The organism is Priestia sp. SIMBA_032 (assembly GCF_046535215.1).
Classification (GTDB): Bacteria; Bacillota; Bacilli; order Bacillales; family Bacillaceae_H; genus Priestia; species Priestia aryabhattai.
Genome location: NZ_JAWRXD010001229.1, coordinates 1 through 250 on the forward strand (window position 1 = coordinate 1; position 250 = coordinate 250).

Below are 250 nucleotides of genomic sequence, written 5' to 3' on the forward strand. Positions count from 1 at the left end.
CTGTTCCCCGGCCTGCAGGCCTTTGCTGACCACAACCACACCGTCTCGGCGCTCGCCAGTCTGTACTGTGCGCTGTTCGGCGATCAGCAGGGGTTGGCCCTTGTCGTCGTTTTCCTGCTTGCCGTTCTTGTCCTTGTCGTACCAGACGCGGTCGCCGACGGAGACGCGCTTGACGATCACGCCCGCGTCCCACGTCGGGTCGATGCCCTCCGAGGCGCGCACGTCACCGAACTCGTATGCGTCGTTCGAG

Annotated in this window: 1 pseudogene; it reads right to left on the reverse strand. The window is 64.8% G+C overall.

The window, feature by feature from the left end:
* A pseudogene (locus tag SB717_RS38245) lies at positions 1 to 250 on the reverse strand (hypothetical protein); the annotation flags it as partial.